At 59.5% G+C, this 19,599-nt stretch carries 14 protein-coding genes and 1 pseudogene; 8 read left to right on the plus strand and 7 right to left on the minus strand.

Translation table 11 applies throughout. From position 1 onward, the window contains the following. The first annotated feature begins 6 nt into the window (after positions 1 to 6). The 5 genes from EU556_RS23985 (at position 7) to EU556_RS24005 (ending at position 10,907) form a co-directional block, all read left to right on the plus strand. Entirely contained in the window at positions 7 to 1,539 is a 1,533-nt protein-coding gene (locus EU556_RS23985; RefSeq protein WP_135436794.1) for a RagB/SusD family nutrient uptake outer membrane protein, read from the plus strand. A gap of 84 nt (positions 1,540 to 1,623) precedes the next feature. Next, a complete protein-coding gene (locus EU556_RS23990) occupies positions 1,624 to 5,103 on the plus strand; it encodes a DUF4450 domain-containing protein (protein ID WP_135436795.1) in 3,480 nt (1,159 codons plus the stop codon). 89 nt (positions 5,104 to 5,192) lie between these two features. Continuing rightward, the gene (locus EU556_RS23995; RefSeq protein ID WP_135436796.1) at positions 5,193 to 7,337 is read left to right on the plus strand and encodes a hypothetical protein; all 2,145 of its coding nucleotides are present in this window, start codon (positions 5,193 to 5,195) and stop codon (positions 7,335 to 7,337) included. Between the two features lie 368 nt (positions 7,338 to 7,705). Continuing rightward, complete coding sequence (locus tag EU556_RS24000; RefSeq protein ID WP_135436797.1) at positions 7,706 to 9,367, plus strand: glycoside hydrolase family 28 protein; 1,662 nt, start codon at positions 7,706 to 7,708, stop codon at positions 9,365 to 9,367. A gap of 319 nt (positions 9,368 to 9,686) precedes the next feature. Continuing rightward, positions 9,687 to 10,907 carry a glycoside hydrolase family 88/105 protein gene (locus EU556_RS24005; RefSeq protein ID WP_245327882.1) on the plus strand — a complete coding sequence of 407 codons (1,221 nt, stop codon included), beginning with the start codon at positions 9,687 to 9,689 and terminating at the stop codon, positions 10,905 to 10,907. Between the two features lie 204 nt (positions 10,908 to 11,111). On the opposite strand, the gene EU556_RS24010 is transcribed toward EU556_RS24005, so the two are convergent. Further along, on the minus strand, positions 11,112 to 13,991 hold the full coding sequence (locus EU556_RS24010) for a glycoside hydrolase family 2 protein (protein ID WP_135436798.1): 2,880 nt from the start codon (positions 13,989 to 13,991) through the stop codon (positions 11,112 to 11,114). 551 nt (positions 13,992 to 14,542) lie between these two features. Between EU556_RS24010 and EU556_RS24015 the strand changes: the two genes are divergently transcribed. Next, the gene (locus tag EU556_RS24015) at positions 14,543 to 14,848 is read left to right on the plus strand and encodes a transposase (protein WP_135436799.1); all 306 of its coding nucleotides are present in this window, start codon (positions 14,543 to 14,545) and stop codon (positions 14,846 to 14,848) included. A 48-nt stretch (positions 14,849 to 14,896) separates the two neighbouring features. Continuing rightward, positions 14,897 to 15,081: pseudogene (locus tag EU556_RS26875) on the plus strand (DDE-type integrase/transposase/recombinase); the annotation flags it as partial. A gap of 380 nt (positions 15,082 to 15,461) precedes the next feature. Here the strand turns inward: EU556_RS26875 and EU556_RS24025 are convergent. From EU556_RS24025 to EU556_RS24045, 5 genes are all read right to left on the minus strand, one after another. Beyond that, a complete protein-coding gene (locus EU556_RS24025) occupies positions 15,462 to 15,671 on the minus strand; it encodes a hypothetical protein (protein WP_135436800.1) in 210 nt (69 codons plus the stop codon). Further along, positions 15,668 to 16,141, minus strand: a complete 474-nt coding sequence (locus tag EU556_RS24030; protein WP_135436801.1) for an efflux RND transporter periplasmic adaptor subunit — start codon at positions 16,139 to 16,141, stop codon at positions 15,668 to 15,670. Before EU556_RS24030 ends, EU556_RS24025 begins: the two co-directional genes overlap by 4 nt. 255 nt (positions 16,142 to 16,396) lie before the next feature. Next, positions 16,397 to 16,684, minus strand: a complete 288-nt coding sequence (locus tag EU556_RS24035; RefSeq protein WP_135436802.1) for an ArsR/SmtB family transcription factor — start codon at positions 16,682 to 16,684, stop codon at positions 16,397 to 16,399. Between the two features lie 193 nt (positions 16,685 to 16,877). Further along, positions 16,878 to 17,093 carry a Rossmann-fold NAD(P)-binding domain-containing protein gene (locus EU556_RS24040; protein WP_135436803.1) on the minus strand — a complete coding sequence of 72 codons (216 nt, stop codon included), beginning with the start codon at positions 17,091 to 17,093 and terminating at the stop codon, positions 16,878 to 16,880. Positions 17,094 to 17,190: 97 nt separating this feature from the next. Then, positions 17,191 to 18,051, minus strand: coding sequence for an MBL fold metallo-hydrolase (locus tag EU556_RS24045; protein WP_135436804.1), 861 nt, complete (start codon positions 18,049 to 18,051; stop codon positions 17,191 to 17,193). A 90-nt stretch (positions 18,052 to 18,141) separates the two neighbouring features. Here EU556_RS24045 and EU556_RS24050 point away from each other — a divergent pair, with 90 nt between their 5' ends. Beyond that, the gene (locus EU556_RS24050; RefSeq protein ID WP_210116367.1) at positions 18,142 to 18,540 is read left to right on the plus strand and encodes a winged helix-turn-helix transcriptional regulator; all 399 of its coding nucleotides are present in this window, start codon (positions 18,142 to 18,144) and stop codon (positions 18,538 to 18,540) included. A 421-nt stretch (positions 18,541 to 18,961) separates the two neighbouring features. Here EU556_RS24050 and EU556_RS24055 read toward each other — a convergent pair whose 3' ends face one another. After that, positions 18,962 to 19,540, minus strand: coding sequence for a PPC domain-containing DNA-binding protein (locus EU556_RS24055; RefSeq protein ID WP_167855706.1), 579 nt, complete (start codon positions 19,538 to 19,540; stop codon positions 18,962 to 18,964). Positions 19,541 to 19,599 lie beyond the last annotated feature (59 nt).

Genomic DNA, 19,599 nt, shown 5'->3' on the forward strand with positions numbered 1-19,599 from the left:
CGAAATATGAAAAAGACCCTTTTCTCGATTCTGGCGGCCAGCGTGCTGGTGCTCAGCGCCTGCGAAAAAGACCTCGACCAAGCGCCTATTTCCAGCGGCTCGGTACCCACGTTCTACAAAACCGCCGACGACTTCACCCAGGCCATCAACGCGGTGTACAGCAACCTGCGCGACTACCCCGACCGCCAGCTGACGATGTCGGAAACCCGCTCGGATAATATTTACGGGGTGAGCACCCAGGGCATCCGGACCTGGGAACCCATCAACAACTTCTCCACCACCATCGCCTCCAACGAGTACCCCGCCGATACCTGGACGACGGACTTCGTGGGCGTGTTCCGGGCCAATATTGTGCTGGATCAGCTGGCCCAAAACGGCTCGGTGCTGACCGACGACGTGAAGAGCCGGACCGAGGGGGAAGCCAAGTTTCTGCGGGCGCTGTTCTACTTTGATCTGGTGCGCTACTTCGGGAAGGTGCCCGTGGTAGAGAAGCCCCTGGAGCCCCAGGAGGTAGCCAAGATTCCGCGCGCTAACGTGGCCGACGTGTACGCGCTCATCGTGGCTGACCTGCAGGACGCCATTGCTAAGCTGCCCGACTCGTACACAACCACTAACGTGGGCCGGGCCACCAACGGGGCCGCCCGCAGCCTGCTGGCCCTGGTGTACCTAACGCGCTCGGGCCCTACTTACGGCATTAACGGCCCTGGCCTGGGCACCAACGATTACGACGCCGCCATCACCCTGCTCGACCAGGTGATTAACAGCGGCCGGTACGACCTGATTACGGCGGCTGGCACCGCTGGCAGCGCCTACGGGAACGTGTTTGCCTACGCCAACGAGAACAACCGCGAGGTGATTTTTGATGTGCAGTACGTGAGTGGTGGCCTGGGCCTGGGGGCGTCGTATCCCTCCATTCTGCTGACCAACAACTACTTTCAGTCGATTGGGGCGGGTACGGGCTTCGGTACGGGTGATGAGCTGCGCCCCCCGTCGGATAACCTGGTGGCCAGCTACGCCCCCGCCGACACGCGCAAAGGCGTAACCATGCAAATTGGCTACACTACCACCACGACCCCCGTGGCCGTGGAAACCCGGCCGGCCTTCAAGAAGTACGTGAACGGCACCCTGCGCGGCACCTCCCGCACCGATTGGCCCATCAACTTCATTGTGCTGCGCTACGCCGATGTGCTGCTACTGAAGGCCGAAGCCCTCATCCGCAAGAGTGGCCCCTCTGCCACCGCCGATGCCCTGGTGAAGCGGGTGCGCGACCGGGCGGGCCTCACCGCCGCGCCGCTGACGGGCGTAACGCTGGCCCAGCTGATGGAGGAGCGCCGCCGGGAATTTGCCGGGGAAGGCCTGCGCTGGCACGATCTGGTGCGCTCTGGCTTGGCCCTCGACGTGATGAACGCCTGGATTGCCAAGGAGGATACCCGCAACCGCATCCGGAAGCCCATTACGGCCAACGACCTGCTGTACCCCGTGCCCCAAAACGAGTTGGCCGCTTCTTCTTATGTGTATGAGCAGAACCCCGGCTACTAAGTGCTGAATGTATAACAAGCTCGGCCTGAGTGTTTTTCAGTGATGCTGGAAGGCGCTTGGGCCGGTCTTTTTACCCAGGAGTGAATGAGCGTAAGCGCTGAACGTATATCGCAATGGAAACACCGGGGGAGAAGTGGCCTAGCGGCGCTGCTGATGTTGTGGTCAGTGGATGGCGCCGTGGCCCAGCCCGCCCCCGCAGCGCCGCTCTGGCACAACCAAGCCCGCACCCTGCGCTACCGCCCCGACGGCACTGATTTCGTCATTCGGAACGGCGACAAGCGCTTCACCCGCGCCCTGTACGGCACCAACACCGCCTTCCGGGTGGAAGCCGGCGACCTGCCAGAGTTTGCGCTATACCTGCCCGGTATGGGCGGCAACCTCAAGTTTGGCTTGATTGGGAAGGATGGGCAGAGCAAATGGCTGATTAAAGTAGAAAGCATTGAAGCCCGCTACCGGCCCGGCAAAATGCTCTACACCATCCAGGACCCTTTGCTGGCAGGCGGTACGCTGCACTTAGAAGTGCAGGCCATGGCTGATGCAGAAGGGATGCTCGTGAAGGCTGAGTTCCAGAAGGTGCCTGCCAACCAAGTACGCCTACTGTGGGCCTACGGCGCCGCCACAGGCAAGAAGTTCAGCCGTGACGGTGACATCGGGGCCGACCCTGAATCAAGCTTTTACCTCAAGCCAGAGTATTGCCAGAACAACACGATTACGCTGAAGGGCAAGGCCTTCACCCTAGACTACTCGGCTGCCACCAAGCCAACCAAAGCTGCAGCCAATGCGGCCCCCGCTGAGCCAAAAACCTTGCTAGGCCTCGTGCCGATGACGTCAGAACTACACGTCGCCGATGCGGAGCAGCAGGACTCGCCCCAGCAGCTGTGGGCCTCCCAAGGTTCGGCTAGGCCAGTGGCCGCCGGAGTAGTACCCGCGAAGGCAGGGGAGGCGCTGTACTTCTCGGTGCAGAAACCCGCTACCAGTGGCCTAGCGCTGCGCTACGCCGACTTGCCGCGGGCCTTTGCCAAAGCCGAAGCCGCGCGCCAAGTGCTGGCGAACCGCATTCAGGTGAAAACTCCCGACCCCTACATCAACACGCTGGGGGGCGCACTGGGTATTGCCGCCGATGCCATCTGGGAAGACCCCACTTACCTGCACGGCTCGGTGGCCTGGCGCATGCGCCTCAACGGCTGGCGCGGCCCCTATGCCGCCGACCCTCTCGGCTGGCACGACCGCGCCCAGAAACACTTCCGGGCCTATGCCCAGTCGCAGCTGCAAACGCCGCCGGCTGGCCCGGTAGTGATGGATACGGCCCTGCACCTGGCTCGCAGCCAGGAGAAGCTGGGCACCAGCGTGTACAGTGCGGGCTACATCAGCCGCAACCCCGGCGGTGACTTCCGGCCCCACCATTACGATATGAACCTCGTCTACATCGACGAGTTGCTGCGCCATTTCCTCTGGACCGGTGACCTGACTTTCGCCAAGGAAATGTGGCCCGTGCTAACCCGCCACCTGGCTTGGGAGAAGCGCAACTTCGACTCGGACAACGACGGCCTCTACGATGCATATGCCGCCATTTGGGCCTCCGATGCCCTGCAGTACAGCAGCGGCGCCGTTACGCATTCCTCGGCCTATAACTACCTGACCAACCAACTGGCGGCCACGCTGGCCCAGCGCCTCGGCGAAAACCCCGCACCCTACCAGCAGGAAGCCGCCAACATCAAGCAGGCCCTGAACAGCCGGCTGTGGCTGCCCCGCCAGGGCTGGTACGCGGAGTATCAGGATGCGCTCGGCTTGAAACAGCTGCACCCCGCCGCCGGCATTTGGACCATCTACCACGCCCTCGACTCGCAGGTGCCCGATAACTTCCAGGCTTACCAGGCCCTGCGCTACATCGATACCGAGATTCCGCACATTCCGGTGCGCGCCACTGGTCTACCTGATGAGGGCTACTATTTGATTTCCACTACCAACTGGCAGCCCTACGACTGGTCCATCAACAACGTGGCCATGGCCGAGGTGCTGCACACCACCCTGGCCAACTGGCAGGCGGGCCGCCCCGAGGAGGCGTTCAAGCTCTGGAAAAGCGCCTTGCTGGAAAGCATGTACCTGGGCTCCAGCCCCGGCAACTTCCAGCAGGTGTCCTTCTACGATGCCCACCGCGGCGAGCTGTACCGCGACTTTGCTGACCCCATCGGCATGGCTTCCCGCTCCCTAGTCGAAGGCCTATTTGGGATTGTGCCCGATGCGCTGGTCGGCACGCTGACCATCCGGCCGGGCCTGCCCGCCGCCTGGAATGAGGCCTCGCTCTCCATCCCGGATGTGGTATTTGCCTTTCAGCGGCAAGGGCGCCAGGAAACCTACACTATTACGCCTCGCTTCCAGAAGCCGCTGAAGCTACAACTGCAGGTGCAGGCGCGGGGTACGGCGGTGCAGTCATTAACAGTCAACGGCAAGTCGGCTACTTGGAAAAATATAGATGCCGCCGTAGGTCACCCCATGCTGGAAATCAGTGCTGATCCTGCTGATACTTATGAGGTTGTTATCAAGTGGCAAGGTGATGCGCCGGACGTGGCTACGCTGGAACCCACGTATGTGCCAGGAACTGCCCTGACTACACAGTTTCCGCACGCTACCATCCAGAAAGTATTCGACCCCCAGCAAGCCTTGCGCAATGCCGTGCCAAACGGCTCTACCCTCACTGCACAAGTGGGGGTAGAGGCCGGCAACCGGACGGCTTTCGTGCAGCTCCGGCAAGGCGAGCTAACCTGGTGGCAGCCGCTGACTTTCGCGGTGAAAGCACCGGCGCCAGCCTCGCCCGACGTTTCAGAAACCGTAACGCAGAAGTACGAGACAGTAAATCTGGCTTCGGCTTTCAACGCTCAGGTGACGAGCATTTTTCAGCAGCAATATCTGTCTCCTAGGCCACTCGGGCCGACCTTGCAGCTGCCCACGCAGGGCATCGGCAACTGGTGCTACCCGCTCACCGAGGCTGTTATTGACGACACTGGCCTACGGCAGTCCGCCGGCAGCAAAAACCAAATTCAGCTCCCCAGCGGCGTACCCCTGAGCACACCCAGCGCGGCGGGCGCCAAGAATGTGCTGTTCGTGTCGAAGTGGGACAACTACCCGGACCAGGCCTCGGTGGCCCTGAAAGGCCGCGCTCGGCACGCGTACTTGCTGCTGGCCGGCTCCACCAACCCCATGCAGAGTCAGCTCACCAATGGCAACATAGTAGTGCGCTACACCGATGGCACCTCAGAAACCCTGGCCCTGCGCAACCCGCAAAACTGGTGGCCCATCGAGCAGGATTACCTGGAAGACGGCTTTGCCTTTACTACCGGCGTGCCTCGGCCGTACCGCCTGCACCTCAAAACCGGCTTGCTTACCCGCGAAGCCGCACCGGCTTACACCAGCATCAAGGGCTTCAGCACCCGCGCTATCGACGGCGGGGCGGCTACCGTGCTGGACTTACCGCTCAACCCGAAAAAGAAACTCCAACGTCTGGACGTCGAGGCTCTGGCCAACGACGTCGTTATTGGGCTGATGAGCGTGACGCTGGTGCGCTAGTTGCGCTGCCACCGCTTGCCTATGCCACTTCCTGAACTCCCGCTGCTGGCGCTTCTGCCTTGCCATCGGCGCCAGCTAATTCCTTTCCTATGCTCTCTTTCCGCGTTCTTTCCAGCTTTCTACTACTTGCCAGCGCAGCGCCCGTTGCGGCTCAAACCGCACCCATTAACCGTCAGGCAGTAGTGGAGCGCCATAAAGTGGTGAACACGACTACCGATTCTCTGGCGTCTCTGACGGTGGGTAACGGGGCCTTCGCGTTTACCACCGACGTGACTGGCCTACAGTCGTTTCCGGAGTATTACCAGAAGGGCGTGCCGCTGGGTACGCAGTCGGAATGGGGGTGGCACAGCTTCCCGAACCAGGAGGGCTATAAAGTGGAAGAGTCGCAACGGGAATATCTGCTGAATGGCCGCAAGGTCCCTTACACGGTGCAGGTGAAAACGCCGGAGCGGGCCAAACAGGCGCAGGATTTTTTGCGCGCCAACCCGCACCGCTTGCAACTAGGCAACCTGGGCTTTGTGCTGCTCAAGAAAGATGGCTCGAAGGCCACCATTAAAGACCTACGCAACATCCGGCAGGAACTGAATCCTTGGACCGGCGAAATCAGCAGCCACTTTACCCTGGAAGGCGTGCCGGTGGATGTACTCACGGTTGGCCACCAGCAGCAAGATGAAGTAGCCGTGCAGGTGAAATCCCCTCTGGTGCGCCAGCAGCGCATTCAGGTAGCGCTCCGCTTCCCGTACCCTACGGCGCAGTGGGACGATGTAGGTGTAAACTACGATGCGGCCAACGACGGCAAGCACACCTCCACCATCACCGAGCAGAAAGGCAAAGCGGCCGTCATCACCCACCAACTCGATAGTGACAAGTACCTGGTAGCTCTGGGCTGGGATGGCGACGCGAAGCTAGCCGCCGGCCGCAAGCACGAGTTCGTGCTAACTCCTGACAAAAAGAAAGATTCTTTTGAGCTAAGCTGCCGGTTTTCGGCCCAGGCTCAGGGCACGGTACCGTCGTTTGCCGCCTCCCGTGAAAACAGCCAGAAGGCCTGGAAAGCCTATTGGAACAGTGGCGGAGCCATTGACTTCGGCGCTACCCCCGACCCCAGGGCCAAGGAGCTCGAGCGCCGGGTTGTGTTGTCGCAGTACCTGATTAAGGCCCAGAGCACCGGGCAGTTTCCGCCCCAGGAAACCGGCCTGACTTACAATAGCTGGTTTGGCAAGCCCCACCTCGAAATGCACTGGTGGCACTCCATCCATCACGCCCTGTGGGGCCGGGTTGATTTGATGGAAAAGAGCCTCGATTGGTATTTGCGCCCCGAAATTGTGGCCGGCGCCAAGGCCATTGCCCAGCGCCAGGGCTACGAAGGCATCCGCTGGCAGAAGATGACCGACAACCAAGGCAAGGAAGCGCCGTCGTCGGTCGGGGCCTTCCTGATCTGGCAGCAGCCCCACTTCATTTACATGGCTGACCTGGTGTACCGCGACCGGGAAAACGCCGCCACCCAGAAGAAGTACCAGGACCTGGTATTTGCCACTGCCGACTTTATGGCGGCGTACCCCTTTTACGAGAAAGAAAAGGACCGCTACATTCTCGGCAAAGGCCTGATTCCGGCCCAGGAACGCTTCAAGGCCGAAGAAACTTTCAATCCCACCTACGAGCTGGTGTACTGGAACTGGGCCCTCAACGTAGCTCAGGAGTGGCGCAAGCGGGCTGGCCTAGCCCGCAACCCCAAGTGGGATGAGGTCCTGAAAAAGCTTTCCAAACTGCCCCAGGCTAATGGCGTCTACCTCGCCACCGAAAGCGCCTCCGACTCCTACACCAACCCCGAGTTTAAAACTGACCACCCCTCGGTGCTGGGTGCACTGGGCATGATGCCCGTAACCGGCCAGCAGGACCTGCCTACCATGCGCCGCACCTTTGATTTAGTGTGGACCGACTGGACTTGGGACAAAACCTGGGGCTGGGACTTCCCGATGACCTCCATGACCGCCACCCGCCTCGGCCTGCCCGAGAAAGCCGTGGATGCCCTCCTGATGAAAGTTCACACTAATACCTACCTGCCCAACGGCCACAACTTCCAGGACGACCGCCTGCGCCTCTACCTGCCCGGCAACGGGGGCCTGCTGGCGGCAGTAGCCCTAATGTGCGCCGGCTATGAAGGCAGCCAGAACGCTACCCCCGGCATCCCCAAGAACTGGAATGTAAAGTGGGAAGGCCTGGAAAAAATGCCCTAGGCCACTAGAAGATAACTTCCCTCCCTGAAAAGGAGGAGGTGGTTGACTAGCCTAGCACGATTACACCAGAACGACACCACCTGCCCGTCATGTCGAGCTTGCCGAGACATCTCGCGTGCTGATGGTGCAACTACAGAAGCACGTCATCCTGACGAAGGAAGGATCTAATCTTTGTTGAACGAACCGTTCTAGGCCAGTCGTGCAATTCCTAATAAGATCCTGCGCTACGCTCAGGATGACGTGTAAAAGTCAAGCGTTCTAGGCCACTTCAATCATTCCCCAACATCCCCCTTTAGCAAGGGGAGGTATCAGTTCAGATATGCAAGCTGCCCCTGCAGACTTCCCCAAATACTGTCTTCTCTTCCCATATGATAAAGACCCTTTGCTCCCTAGGCCTGTTGGCGTTGTCACTTGCCGCGTCAGCTCAAACCGCTTTTAAGCCCAATCTGCCCGCAGTAAAAACCACTTCCTTTAAGGCCGATACTACCTCCATAGCGAAGCTGGGGGCGCAGGCCGATGGAGTAACGATGAACACGGCCGTCATTCAGCAGGCCATTGACGCGTGCTCGCAGAAGGGCGGTGGGGTAGTGCTGATTCCGCGGGGACACTGGCGCACCGGCCCGCTGGAAATGCGCTCCAATGTGAACCTGCACGTGGCCACCGGCGCCCTGGTGCAATTCACTAATCAGCGCTCTGACTTCAAGTTGATCAAGACCAATTGGGAAGGCCTGGAGGCCGTGCGCAATCAGCCCCTGATTTATGGTAAGAACCTGGAAAATGTGGCTATTACCGGCCACGGCATCCTGGATGGGGCCGGCGAGGCCTGGCACATGGTGCAGAAAGGCCGTAGCCTGGAGGGCGAGTGGAAGCAGCTGGTAGCGTCGGGTGGCGTGCTCAACGAAAAGCAGGACCGCTGGTACCCCACGGCGCAGTCGCTGAAAGGCACTACCGTAAAGGAAGCGGGCGTGCTGAACGAAGAAAAGCAGCGCATCGAGGACTTCACTGACATCAAAGACTACTTGCGTCCCGACTTCTTGGTGCTCGATGGGTGTAAGCGCCTTCTGCTGGAAAGCGTTACGTTCCAAAATTCCCCGGCTTGGACGGTGCATCCCATGATGAGCCAGGACATCATCATCCGCAACGTAAACGTGCTCAACGGCCCGTACACGCCTAATACCGATGCCTTGGATCTGGAATCCTGCAAAAATGGAGTGGTAGAAAACTGCACCTTTAGCGCTGGTGATGATGCCATCTGCATTAAGTCGGGCCGCAACGAGCAAGGGCGCAAGCGCGCCATGCCGACTGAGAACTTCATCATCCGCAACTGCACGGTGTACCGCGGCCACGGCGGCTTTGTCATTGGCTCGGAAATGTCGGGTGGGGCGCGCAACATCTATGCTTCCAACCTCACGTTCATCGGCACCGACATTGGCATCCGCTTCAAAACCACCCGCGGGCGGGGCGGGGTAGTGGAAGATATCTTTCTGGAAAACATCGACATGAAGGACATTCCCGGCGAGGCCATCCTCTTCGACATGTATTACATGATCAAGGACCCCACGCCCCAGGTGGCCGGCTCAAAGGAGCGGCCTGTGTCGCCAGCCAGGCCCGTGGATGAGACTACCCCGCAGTTCCGCAAAATTCAAATGCGTAACGTGACCTGCAACGGTGCCCGCACCGCCATGCTGGTACGCGGCCTGCCCGAAATGGCCATCAAGGACATCAGCCTGGAAAATGCCACCCTGCAAAGCGACAAAGGCCTGGTGTGCATTGAAGCTGACAACATCCGCCTGAAAAATGTGACCCTGCTGCCCACCAGCACCGACCCGGTGATGGAAGTACACAACAGCCAAAACATCACCCTCGACGGCATCCGTTATCCCGAGCAAGCTGCCGTGTTGCTGCGCGTTTCCGGCGCCGAGAAAGCCAAAGACGTGCGCCTGCTCAACACAGATCCGTCGAAAGCCAAACAAGCCCTGGAGCTAGGCCAGGGCGTAAAGAAAAAGGCTGCTACCGTTTCCAGACGGTAGCCAAATCCCAGGCCCGTCATGTCGAGCGGAGTCGAGACATCTCGCGTGCTGATGGTGCGATGGTAAACTAACCTAGAAGCACGTCATCCTGACGAAGGAAGGATCTTTTCACGTCAGCACAAGGCGTTAGACCATCCGTTCACGCATAATAAGATCCTTCCTGCGTCAGGATGACGTGCAGGTGAGAAGTAACATCAGCACCAAAGAAGCCCCTGCTCAGCATAACACGTTCTGTTGTACCGTTCTAGGCCACTTCAGCCACACCCTACCTCACTCCGCTTGATGCGCAGAATCATCTGAGGAGGGTGGCTGTATCCTAATGAAAGACCCTGCCATGCTTCATCGTTTCCGTTTACTTCTTTGCGGCCTCTTGCTAGTGGCCTACCAGGTTTCGGCGCAGCCCAAGCCTAAGGCGGGTAAGCCGCTTTCCCAACAGATGGCCGACTCGTTTATTAAGTGGTTTCCGGATTCGTTAGGTCTGGAGCAGAACAAGGCGGCGCGCTGGGGCTACGAGCAGGGACTCATGCTGAAAGCCGTGGAGCGGGTGTGGCAGCGTACCGGCGAAAGGAAGTACCTCGACTACATCGTGCGCACCATCAACTACTCCTTACCCGCCGACGGCAGCAGCATTGCACGCTTTAAGCTCGAAGACTACAACCTTGACAACATCAATACGGGCCGCGTGCTGCTCACTCTGAGCCAGCAGCCGGGCCTTGACCAGCAGCGTTACCGCACGGCGGCGCAGCTCTTGCACAAGCAGCTGGCAGGGCAGCCCACTACCAAGGAAGGGGGCTACTGGCACAAGAAGCGCTACACCCACCAAATGTGGCTCGATGGCCTGTACATGGCCGAGCCCTTTTCCGCCGAGTACAGCCAGCTACTCAACCAGCCCGCCGGCTTCGACCACGTGGCGCTACAGTTTGCGCAGGTAGAAAAGCACCTCGTCGACCCTAAGACGGGCCTGCTGTACCACGGCTACGACGAAAGCCGGGAGCAGCAGTGGGCCAATAGAACCACGGGTCAGTCGCCGAACTTCTGGGGGCGCGGCATGGGCTGGTACGCCATGGCCCTGGTCGATGTGCTCGATTACTTCCCCAAGGACCATCCCCAGCGCCGGAGCCTGGTGAAGTACTTGCAGCGCCTGGCGCCCGTGCTGGCCAAGTACCAGGACCCCACCACCGGGGGCTGGTGGCAGGTGTCGGACCAGGCGGGCCGGGCCGGCAACTACATTGAAACCTCGGCTTCCTGTATGTTTGTGTACGCCCTGCAGAAAGGCGTGCGCCTGGGCTACCTCGATAGAAAGTACGCTGCCGTGGCCCAGAAAGGGTACCGGGGCATTGTAAAGCAGTTTGTGCAGCCCGAGCCCGACGGCACCCTGGCCCTCAACGGAACCGTGAGCGTGGGGGGCCTGGGCGGCACGCCCTACCGCGACGGCAGCTACGAGTATTACCTCTCGGAGCCCCTCAAGAAAAACGACTTTAAGGGCGTAGGCCCCTTTATCATGGCCAGCGTGGAAATGGAAATGGCGAAGTCTCGTTAGCCGAGGGAAACCGTAGTGAAGGCTGCTCTCGGGAGGGGATTAAGAGCCTGGACCGGATAGGGGGTGCGGGCTCTTATGCCGCCAGCTTAGCTGCTGCAAAACCCAATGTCCCGCGCTAAGCAGCGCGGGCCATTGGGTTAGTACAACGGTAAGGCCTCTGGCAGCGGAAGCCCGGAGAATCATGTCAAGCTGGCGGGCGAGAGCCTAAAACAGCTCATCTTTTGTGGGGGCCGTGTACGGCTGGGGAGTACTGGTGGACTTGAGAAGACCAAAATAGAAGTACAAGGTGCGCTTAGTCGGGCCTGATACATGGTTCAGTTCGCCGGAGGGGCCCAGGTTCTCGGTGTTGGCATCGATGTTAAGGGCCAGCTTGGTACCCAGGGGCGGAATGGCATCCAGGAAGGACAGGTTGCCCAGCGGTAGCGCCGGGTGGGGCTTCACGCCCGATAAACCGTAGAAATCGAACAGGCGCACGTACAGGCCGGGGTCGGGAGACGCTACCAGGAACTTGCCTTCCACGGTGTTCATCTCCAGCCAGGCAATATCCGCGAAGTAGCCCTTGAACTCGGGGTAGAGCCAGGGGGCGGCGCCGGTTTGGGTGTTGTTGTAGGCGTTTTCCCACACGTTGAGGCCTACGCCCTGCAGCCGGTTTTTCCAGACCCGGTACGGCCCCTTTCCCAGCCACTTCGCCCCGATGACGTAGTTCTCGGGGTAGGTGAAGCTGACGCCGGTGAAGCGATAATTGCCTTGCAGCGTGTAGGCATAGTCCAGGCGCAGCCAGCCGCTGCTGTTCATGGTCCAGCGCACCGTGCTTAGGTCGCCGCTGTAGCGGGCTTCTACCACTTCCTGCTGGCCTTCACGGCGGTGGGAGAGGCCTAGGAACTGTGCGGCGCCGCTTACCAGCACGGGGCCGTTGGCAAAGGAAAGCTTGTCGCCGTTGTTGCCCCTCACCTGCGTGAGGTGGCCATTGGTCTTATTGAACGTTACGGCAATGCCGCTGGCAGTTAAAGTAAGGGTAGAGTCGGTTTCGGTGGTTTCCACGGCCTGCTGGTCCGTGGCCGTTACTAGGCCACGGACCAGCTGCGCCGACGCGCCGGTTTTCCAGGTCCACTTGTAGATGAGCTGCTTCTGCGGGTCGAAGGCCGAAAGTACCAGGGCATCGTAGCTGCGCCAGTTCTTAGGCAAGTTGAGCTTGAGTTTGCCAGTAGCCAGGGGCGCCACGTTCGGACTTGTGAGTCGACTTTTCTGTTGTACTACGGCGCCCGTAAAGCCGTCAGTGGGCTTGCGAAAGTTAACCAGCTCCCACTGAAAAAAGCACTGGCCCAGATTCGTGAAATGGTAGCGGTTTTCGACGTCTACGGTACCGTTGAACTTGGCCGGCAGTTCCAGCATACCAATCTTCACCGGCGAGAAAATCTCCCGGATGGCGTGGAAGCTGCCTTCCTTCTCGCGGTGCGGACCCACGACGCCATCGGGGGCATTCACGCCGTTCACGTCGATGATGTTGCGCTGGTCAGTGCGGACAATGCCTTCGTCTACCAGGGCCCACAGAAAGCCCCCACCCGAGCGCGGCGCCTGCCAGTGCAGCTCCCAGAAATCGGCGAGGCCTACGGCGCCGCCCCCGTCGTCCTGGCAGTGCAGAAACTCGGTGGGCATATAAATGAGCGAGTCGGCGAGGATCTTCTGGGTGCTGTAGTAGTTTTCGTAGTGGTTGCAGTCGATGCCATTGTGCTGGTTGCCGGGACGGTGGTGAGCATGGATGACGGGCCGGTTGGAGAGGTCGTAACGGGCAAAATCATCGTCGAGCTCCTTGTTGGTGCCACCCTCGTTGCCATTGCTCCAGAAGATGATGCTGGGGTGGTTTACGTCCTTTTCTACCATTTCCCGCACTAGTGGGGCGCCGGCTTCAGTGCTGTAGGCTTTCTGCCAACCTGCCAATTCATCAAGCACATACAGGCCTAGCGAATCACACAGGTCCAGGAACTTAGCGTCAGGTGGGTAGTGCGACATGCGCACCGCATTCAGGTTCATCTCCTTCAGCAGCTTTACATCTAGTAGCTGAATGGAGTCGTTGAGGGTGCGGCCAGTTTCGGGCCACCAGCTGTGCCGGTTTATGCCCTTCATTTTTACCTGCGTACCATTTACGTAGATGCCCTGGCCGCGTCGGATTTCGATGGTACGGAAGCCAAACTTCTCTTGCGTCTGGTAGAGGGTATGCTCCGCTGCTCGTAGTGTCACGCGGGCCCGGTACAGGGTTGGCGTTTCCGAAGTCCACTGCCGGGGCTTGGCTACCGTAGTCCGAAGCTGAACCAGCGTGTCGGTCGGGGTAGCCGTGCCGCGGGCGGTGCCCACCACCTGACCGGTAGCGTCCACAATATCAGCCTGCACCTGAGTGGCTTGCCGCAAGCCCCGCACGAACACATTCATGGCAAACGAGCCATTAGCCTTCGCATCGATGGCCAGGTGGCGGACAAACTGCTTAGGATACGCCTCTAGGTATACCGGCCGGAAAATCCCGCCGAAAATCCAGTAGTCAGCAAGCCGCTCAGCATTGTTCACCGACTTGTCGGCCGACATCTTGCTGACCGTCACTTCCAGCAGGTTGTTTGCCCCCGCCTTGATTTTATCGGTAATATCGTACTTGAAGCGGTAAAAGCCTCCCTGGTGCAGTGGGCCGGCCGCTTGTCCGTTAATTTTAACCTCGGTATCGGTCATAGAGCCTTCAAAGACGACAAATACCTGCCGGTCTTTCCAGCTGGCGGGCACTTGAAAGACATGCTGATAGCGGCCCTGCTCATCGGCAAAGCGAAAATTCTTCCCGTAGGTTTTATAGTCGCGGCCGTAATTGTAGCTGCCAAAGCCCTGCTGCTCCCAGCAGGAGGGCACCGCAATCTTGGTCCAGTAGCCGCTCTGCCGCCCGCCCGTGCACCAGAAGTCCCATTGCACACTAGTTCTATTATCGCGCCCTGAGAGGTACTGCACCTGTTTATGGGTGGGCAGGTGGGCCTGAGCCAGCGCTGTCAGAAGCCCAAATGTCAGGTGACAGACCAGGAACGCAAATGCGCGGTAGGGAAAGTAGCTCATGTGGGGGCAGACTAAGCCGGAAACAGAAACACCGACTGCGAGTCCCAAGCTATTATCTATGGGGCAACTGGCCTCCCTGTAGTTTCCTGCCTGAACAAAACTGGAGGGGCCTGCGAAATGGATCGTGCCTGACAGACTCCTCCTGGATCGGTCTGGATACCCGTAGGATCAGACCAGTCAATGTGGGTCTGCTGCTCGCTGATTTTGCCATTGGTAATCGTCAGCAGCATGAGTGGCCAAAATAAATGGTACGTGCTATTTCCAAAACTGGGGAGCAGTCCGCATTCGGCAACTGCATCCAAGGGCAGATACCAGCCGTGTAGCCCCCGATGCCAAAGCCGCATAGGGCGGTCAGCGGCAGGTAATAAGTAGTACAGCCAATGCCTTGAACCTGAGCCCGAGGAACCCTTTGAAATCAGGCCTTTTCTTAGCAGCGGGGGAATAAAATTACGCTAAGCCGTTTCCATAGGCTTTCGCAGGCTGCGCAGTCCGTTGGGTTGTGAGGTGGTCTAGACAAGGCGGATAGAAGAAGGACGTATATTTCTTCTGTCATGACCGCAAAAAAGAATGGAGCGTCGCCCGACAAACGGCGCGAGTACGACGAGGCATTCAAGGCCGAGGCCCTGCGCCTGGCCAGCGAGAGCCGCAGCACGCAGGCGGCCCGGCAATCAGGCATCAGCCCCAAGCTGCTCTACCGCTGGCAGCAGGCGCAACTCGTGGCCGAGGTAGGCAGCGAAGAAGTGGCCTGTGACCCGGAGGTACGCCAGCTGCGCGCCCGTCTGAAGCGGGCGGAGCAGGAGCTCGCCATTTTAAAAAAAGCCTTGGTCAGCGCCTGCTTGAAGCGCAGGCTCGGCTAGCCGACCCGATAAGCACTTACCGCTACATCGCCCAGCGCCAGGCCTGAAGACCTCGTGAGCGAGGCCCTGCGCCGCGCTTTGGCCGTGCGCCAGCCCCGGGCGGGGCTCATCGTGCATTCCGACCAGGGCACCAGTACATGGCCACCCGCTTTAAGCAACTGCTCGCCCGCTGCGGGGCGCGGCAAAGCATGAGCCGGCGGGGCAACTGCTACGACAATGCCCACGCCGAATCCTGTTAGAGCCGCTTCAAGGCCGAACTCCTCGACGGCGGCAGGTTTCCCGACCTGGCCGAAGCCAAACTCGAAATCAGCCACCACATCGCCTACTACAACGCCGAACGGCGGCATTCTTAGCTCGGCTATCTTGCTCCCAACCACTTCGAAATCCACCTTCAAACCACGTCCCAACTCTGTCCGGCTTGGCTAGACTACCTCAAATCTTTAACTGCATGAAAAAAAATCAGCGAATTCCCCTGTTTGTAACGTTCCTATTGTGGCCATTCTTTGGATTTGCCCAGGTCGTTGTCACGTATGAAGGGACAGAAAACAAACAGTTTCCAATAACCGGAAAAACCGGCTCGGCCGCTGTTTTTTACGATGCCACGGAAAATATCCTAGTAGCTAAAGCGGCCAACTTTCTGGCGGAGGATATTGAGAAGGTATCCGGAAAAAAGCCACAGGTACTGGCCGCCAGCAGCGCCCTGCCAGCCACGGTCATCATCGTTGGCACGGTCGGCCACAACAAGCTCATCAATGAACTCGTGGCCAATAAAAAGCTGGATGTAAGCGCTATAAAAGGGCAGTGGGAACGGTTTGTTATTCAAACCATCGATAAGCCTTTTGCGGGGGTAAAGCAGGCCTTGGCCACGGTCAGGGCCGCCTGCGCCGTTTGCAGCTGCACTACCGACACGACCTTATTCTGCACCAGCGGGGCAAACCGGTCGACCTCCACCTGGGCACTGACCACGGACCCGGCCGCCGCCTGCTGGGCCGCCAGGGCGTTGTTCAGCTGCTCGCGGAACGGCGCGTCGTTGAGTTTGAACAGCGGCTGGCCTTTGCGCACGGCCGCGCCCTCATCTACCAGAATGCGCTCCAGCACCCCCGCCACTTGCAGCCGAATCTCCACGTTGACGACGCCCTCAATTGAGGCCGGGTACTCCTGGTAGGTGGTTTCGGTGCCGGTGTGCACCGCCTCTACCGGCAGGGCTGGGGGGGCGGATGCCTGTTGCGGGGCCTGCTGCTCAGCGCAGCCCGCCAGCAGCAAGCTGCCGGCCAAAAGAGAAGATAGTTTCATGAGGTACAAGCGGCCCAGCCGGGGCTATCGGGCGAAGTGGGGTGTGCGTTGGAAGCTGGTAAGCGCTGTTAATACATAATCTGATAAGCAAGGGATTATGTAAAAAGGCAAAAAAAAGCCCAGCAAGTGCGTCGCTGGCGGCGAGGACTCTTTTAAGTGAGCGTGGACAAAGGTATGAATCATAAATACATAAGCAACAGGCAATGTTTTAAAAAAGAAAAAAGCCGTTGGCGCTACCGCCAACGGGCCGAAGTATTACCCTCTAACACTAACCGGTTTAAGCAGTTGCAGGAAGTCTTCCAGTTCCTGCAGCTTTTCCGCATTGATGGACATGCACATATTCCGGCCTTCCTTGTGTGACTCGATCAAACCCGCCTCGGAGAGGGCTTTCAAGTGCTGCGACATCGAGGGCTGGCTGATGGGCACGTACTGAAACAAGTCAGCACACACCGTGATGTCTCCTTTGGCAATTTCCTGCAACAAGCGGAGCCGGGTTGGGTCGCTGAGGGACTTGGCTAATTTGACGAGGGACTTCGTATCCATGGCAGGCAAAGGTACGTATTGTTTTATAACCCTTGCGCATGGGTTAATGTTTAGAGGTAATTCGAGCAAGCCAAACAAAAATAGAAGCGCCAGCCCATCAGGAACCCGTCCGCTAATCGGGCTCAGTCGAAGGTCGGTCTTGGGTAACAGGTTGGTTTACCAGTCGCATTTGCCCTTTCCCTGGCTATCAGTCTTACCAAGGCGTTGCGCCGTCCTCACTCACAAACTGACCGGTAGGGCCGTCGGCCGGCAGCAGCACATATTTGACCACTACGCGGGCGGCATGGGCAGGCGAGTGACCGGTATGGCCGGTAAAGTCCGTTGCCGTCTGGCCTGGATTGACGGCATTGACTTTGAAGGAGGTATGGCGCAGCTCATAGGCCAACATAATGGGGTTATAGGTGTACATTGTTCAGATAAACGAAGGCCTCGTCTGTCAACAGCAAACGGGGCCTTCGTTTTATGCAGCCTGCTCTAAAAGCAATCTTCGGCAACGACTGCCCCGACTACAGCCACTGGCGGGGAATGAGGCGGAACCCAGTGCCGTCTTTTTCCACATAGTGCAGGCAGGGATACTCAAAGTGGGCACCGGCCAGCAGCGAGCGGCGGTCAGCGGCCTGTTGCAGGGTGCGGACGCGCGTCTGCACGGCCAGCGCATGGTCGACGTCGGTAGCGAAGCCTACCTGGGGCAAGGCCGCCTGAACGGCCGGTAGGTTGAGCACATCGGCGCAGAACAGCAGCTCCTCCTCGGCCGACTGCAGCCGGAAGCCCGTCTGTCCCGGGGTGTGGCCCGGCAAGGGCACCGGGGTAAAGCCCGGCAGCAGCTCGGGGCCGGCGGCGCGCAGGGGCTCGTAGGGCTGCAGGGCCAGCCGGGCGTAGGCGGCGTTCTGCTGGTCGTACTCGCTCAGGTCCGCGTTGTCGAACCAGTAGGCCGCTTCGGTTTCGGACACCCACACCCGGGCGTTGGGAAAGGCTTTCTGCCCGTGTTCGTCCAGCAAGCCGTAGTAATGGTCGCCGTGCAGGTGGGTCAGCAAGATGTAGCCGATGTCGGCGGGCTGCACGCCGATAAAGGCTAGGGCCTCGCGCAGGCGGCCCTGGATAGCGGGGGCCATTTTGGCGCCCATACCCGTGTCAATCAGCACCGGGGCGTGGTCGTCGGACTGAATAAGAAATACGTTGGTGGTCAGGGCCGCCGGTGCCGACCGAAAGGCGCGTTGCAGCTGCGGCTGCAGGCCGCCCTCGGGCACGTGGGTGAAGTAAGGATCGGCGTCCGGAAAGCGGCTGTCGTTGAGCACCGTCACCAGCTTCCGGCCGATGGGCCATTGCAGCACTGCTGGGAGTGTGGCAAGTTGGGGTTGTTGTTCCATGTTTGTGGGGTTGATGGAACAAACGTAGAGCGGGCCAGTTACCCAGAAAAGAAGGCACTTTGTAGTGCTTTACGCACCCAAAAGTAAAAAATGGAAACGCAGCCCAGCAGCCCGGAAAAAAAAATGTCGTTGTTCTGCCAGGTCATGACCATGGCCGACCAGCCGATGCTCATGGACGAGACCTGCCTGCTGCACCAGGCCGTGATGCTGCTGGCCGATAAGTGGACCTTGCTGGTGCTGCTGGCGCTGCTGCCGGGCGCCAAGCGCACCAGCGACTTGCTGCGGCAAATCGACGGCATCTCGCCCAAGATGCTCACCCAAACGCTGAAGAAGCTGGAAGCGGCCGGCATCATTGCGCGCCAGGTATACCCGGTGGTGCCGCCCAAAGTGGAATACCGCCTCACCGAAACCGGCCAGGAGCTGGAAGAAGTGCTGGCCAGGCTTTACGACTGGTCGGTGAAACGCGCGCAGCTCCACGACGCCCGGTAGCGCAGTCCGGCGGCTACAACCAATACCTGAAACCGCTTATTGGGAATACGCCTTCCCGTCGGCCATGCCAACTGCTTGCCTCGACGATTTCTGCCACAAGCTGGCCGCACTGACCAACGCCGTGCCCCGTGCCTTGACTTAGGTGTTGGAGCACATCAACGCGTTTGACCCTGTAGTACAGCGGCGACGCGGGCGCCGCTGTACTACAGGGTCATCGGATTGAAACCAACGTTCTCTATGGGCGGCTGACTGGGCCAGCGTGCGCCAACAGCGTGACTACGTTGCCTTGCGTAAGCCGCTGCCCTAAGCCCAGCGAGGCCAGGGGCAGGTCAGCAACCATCCGTGCACCTAGGCAGCTTCCGGGGTACTCGCCTCGTGGCTGCGCACCAGCCCGGCCAGCAATTCGGGAAAAGCACTACCCCTACTTATTCAGCGCGGGGTCAATCACATTGGCGTCGAACTCTTCATTGAGCCGCTTGTAGAGAGGCGTGGGCTCGACCGTCACAAACAGCTCCAGGGTGGGGCCGATAACCAGCTCCAGCAGGTGGCCGCCGCGCACGCTGCCGTCGGCCGCGGCCAGGTTCAGGTGTGAGTGCGGGGCCGGCTGGCCGTTGAGCACGGCAATGTCGCCCGTCAGGGACGTAACCTCGCAGGGCTCGGTTATCGGAATGACTTTGAACTGCTTGCGGCCGTAGTCATACACGCCTATCTTAGCCGACAGCGCATCGCCAATGGCCTGGTAATGCTCGCTTTTGACGTTGTAGGTGCGGGCAAAATCCGTCAGGCCCGACATGACTTCGTCGTTTTTGGCGAAAACCAACACGTAGGTTTTCGTCTGGCCGTTGGTGCTCAGTAGCTTGACCTTCATACCTGGCGCCTTGCCGGCTTCCACAGGTTTGCCTTTTGCGGGGGACACGTATTCCTGGGCCTGAGCCGCGTAGCCAGTGCCGGCAACGAGCACAGCAGCGGCAAGGAGTTGTTTAACTCGACAAATGGTCATGGTGGTTAGTTCTATACTGGTGAAAGGCCGATGCATACGGTTTGGCGTCCCTAGCGTCG

The organism is Hymenobacter fodinae, assembly GCF_004745825.1.
GTDB classification, from domain to species: Bacteria; Bacteroidota; Bacteroidia; order Cytophagales; family Hymenobacteraceae; genus Hymenobacter; species Hymenobacter fodinae.